3 protein-coding genes are annotated in these 2,948 nt (G+C 39.0%); 2 read left to right on the top strand and 1 reads right to left on the bottom strand.

Annotation, left to right across the window (positions count from 1 at the left end; genetic code table 11):
* Nucleotides 1-143: 143 nt before the first annotated feature.
* Nucleotides 144-1,541, bottom strand: coding sequence for an exonuclease domain-containing protein (locus tag WBN20_RS07570; protein ID WP_424281253.1), 1,398 nt, complete (start codon nt 1,539-1,541; stop codon nt 144-146).
* Between the two features lie 172 nt (nt 1,542-1,713).
* Between WBN20_RS07570 and WBN20_RS07575 the strand changes: the two genes are divergently transcribed.
* Nucleotides 1,714-2,487 carry an SDR family NAD(P)-dependent oxidoreductase gene (locus tag WBN20_RS07575; RefSeq protein ID WP_424281254.1) on the top strand — a complete coding sequence of 258 codons (774 nt, stop codon included), beginning with the start codon at nt 1,714-1,716 and terminating at the stop codon, nt 2,485-2,487.
* Between the two features lie 39 nt (nt 2,488-2,526).
* A partial coding sequence (locus WBN20_RS07580) for an amidohydrolase family protein (protein ID WP_424281255.1) occupies nt 2,527-2,948 on the top strand: 422 nt, incomplete at its 3' end.

Raw genomic sequence — 2,948 nt, forward strand, 5'->3', positions numbered from 1 at the left:
AATAATGGATTTTATCTTAATTTACTCCATTGTTGTTGCTATCATCTTTGTGATTTGGTTGCTTTTTATAGTCCGGATGTACAATGAAATGGATAAATATAAATAGATTCACTACCACAGCTGCTTCCTACTGAAGTCGCTCCTCACACTTTTTGCACAGATTTGAGGATACCTGAAGAAAAATCAAGTATAGAGTTCGGGTTTTTCACCCTGTACGTTTGAATAAGCCGGGTTATTTCCAGATTGTCTTTTTGAGGGATAAGAAAAGCCATTATATCTTCTATGGAGTTTATTGAAACACTTTTTGGAACAAAGCCGTAACCAGAATAAACGGCCTCCTGTACAATCACCACTGCATCTTCATCAATGGTTCTTCCCTTGTCTTTTATGATATAAGTCTGTTTAGCCGACAATATATTTTCAATTGCGGCCTGCACCCTTTTATTATAAGCGGCTGCAGATTCTTTACCCCGGCAGATGCCTTTGCAGTTAGCTACCCTGAAATGTGAACATGAATCTACATTTTCCTGTAAATGACAATATTTGGGGCATAAATTATAGTCGATACACATTTGCTCAATAAAAAGGCGGCAATCTGTGGTGTTGTAAAAAGTAATTAAGGATCTCGGGACCTGGCTTAATTTGTTAAATGCAAGGTGCATTATCCCTTGCCGGTCTTCATAGGAGAATACCCCATACGGAACCACATTTCTTTTTTGTGCCCTGTTGAATAAGGGATAATGATGTTTTATGGCGGCAGATTCCATTAAAAGCGCCAGCAACTCATTACCTGAAAGCTCAAAATCTATATTTGAAGTTTCTCTGCACATTTGTACTTCTTTAGTAGACTTATCGTAAAAGTGGCTTAGGACCCTTTTCTTTATGTTTTTAGCTTTACCAACATAAATGATCTCCCCTTTGCTGTTTTTAAAATAGTATACTCCGGGTTTTGAAGGTAAGCTTTCATAGACCTCCCGCTGAAGCGAAGGCGGCAGCGTTGCTTCCTGGGAACGTGCATTTAAGAATGAAGTAAAAACAGTCTCAGAGTTTTCTGTTTCCAGAAGTTTTCTAAACAAATGTACAGTTGCATACGCATCACCTCTTGCCCTGTGCCTGTCCGTAATTGGTATATTCAATGAAGAACAAAGTTTGCCAAGACTATATGAAGAATATCCCGGAATCAGCCTTCTGGACAAACGTACAGTACAGAGCTTTTTTCTGACGAAGGAAATACCAACAGTCCTGAACTCTTCTTTAATTACGTTGTAATCGAAATTAACACTGTGCGCCACAAAAATAGTGTCCTGTGTTATTTCCAGAATCTGTGGTGCAATTTCCACGAGTGTTGGCGCATTGCGCACCATATGGTTATCAATTCCTGTTAGTCCGGTGATAAAATAAGGAATTTCACATTCAGGATTTACCAGGGAGGTGAATTCATCTACCACCTTTTGTCCATCAAACTTAAAGATGGCTATCTCGGTTATTTTATTACCCTTAATACCGTTTCCGGTAGTTTCTATATCTACTATGGTATACAATACTTCTGTTTAATGGAATTTGAAGAGGTAAGTTAATAAGAAAAATCAAGCTGCTCAAAAACCTTATCCGGGATTCATCTGCAACGAAATCAGATCCTGTTGAGGAAATGGAAAAATATGATTAGATTTAAACTACCGCATACAAAGAATAAGGAAATTTAAATGAAACGATGTGAAATTTGATTTAAAAACTAAAAAAGCCATTGTTACCGGCGGGGGTAGTGGTATTGGAAGGGCAATTGCCATGGCATTGGCCGAGCAGGGGGCTGAGGTACATATTCTGGAAGTAAACGCAAAACCGGCAAAAGAAACAGCAGCTGAAATAAAGGCTACAGGAGGTGACGCCCAGGCACATGCGTGTGATGTTTCCAACCAAAAAGATGTTATTAAAACGGTTGAAGCTATAATAGCAGAGACGGGAATAGACATCCTTATTAATAACGCGGGTATTGCCCATATTGGCAATGTTGAATTGACTACAGAAGCGGATATCGACCGGGTTTATCAGGTAAATATTAAAGGGGTCTATAATTGTATTTACGCCTGTATAAAAAACATGAAGGAGAGGGGAGGAGTAATCATAAATATGGCCTCTGTAGCTGCCACTGTGGGAATATCAGAAAGGTTTGCCTATTCTATGACCAAAGGTGCCGTACTTACTATGACTTATTCCGTGGCAAAGGATTACTTGTCCTATGGCATACGTTGCAACAGCATTTCACCGGCAAGGGTGCACACCCCTTTTGTTGATGGATACCTGAAGCAAAATTATCCGTGTATGGAAAAGGAAATGTTTAAAAGATTGTCCGAAACACAGCCAATAGGGAGAATGGGCAAGCCGGAAGAAATAGCCAATTTGGCTGTATATTTATGTTCTGATGAAGCTTCCTTTATTACAGGTACAGATTTTCCTATTGATGGAGGTTTTATTAAACTAAATGGTTAGGCCTTATGATGATCTTCATTCTCTTCAAAACTGAATCAAATGGTAATTGACAGCCATCAGCATTTTTGGAAATATGACCCTGTGAAATATGGTTGGATTGATGATTCCATGAAAGTCCTTCAGCAAGATTTTCTTCCCTCCAATCTGGGACCGATACTTAAAAGTAATATGGTGGATGGCTGTGTTGCAGTGCAAGCAGATCAGTCAGAAGAGGAAACAGAATTCCTCCTTCAACTGGCAGGTGAAAATGAATTTATTAAAGGGGCAGTTGGATGGGTAGATCTTAGGGCGGATGATGTAGATAAGAAGTTAGCGCATTTCTCACAAGATAAAAAGCTTAAAGGAGTAAGACATATTGTACAGGAAGAACCGGATCCTGAGTTTATGCTTAGAAAAGATTTTCAGAATGGTATAGGGCTTTTGGCCCAATTTGGTTTAACTTATGACATTTTGGTATATCC

This window comes from Eudoraea sp. (assembly GCF_049665975.1).
GTDB lineage: Bacteria > Bacteroidota > Bacteroidia > Flavobacteriales > Flavobacteriaceae > Eudoraea.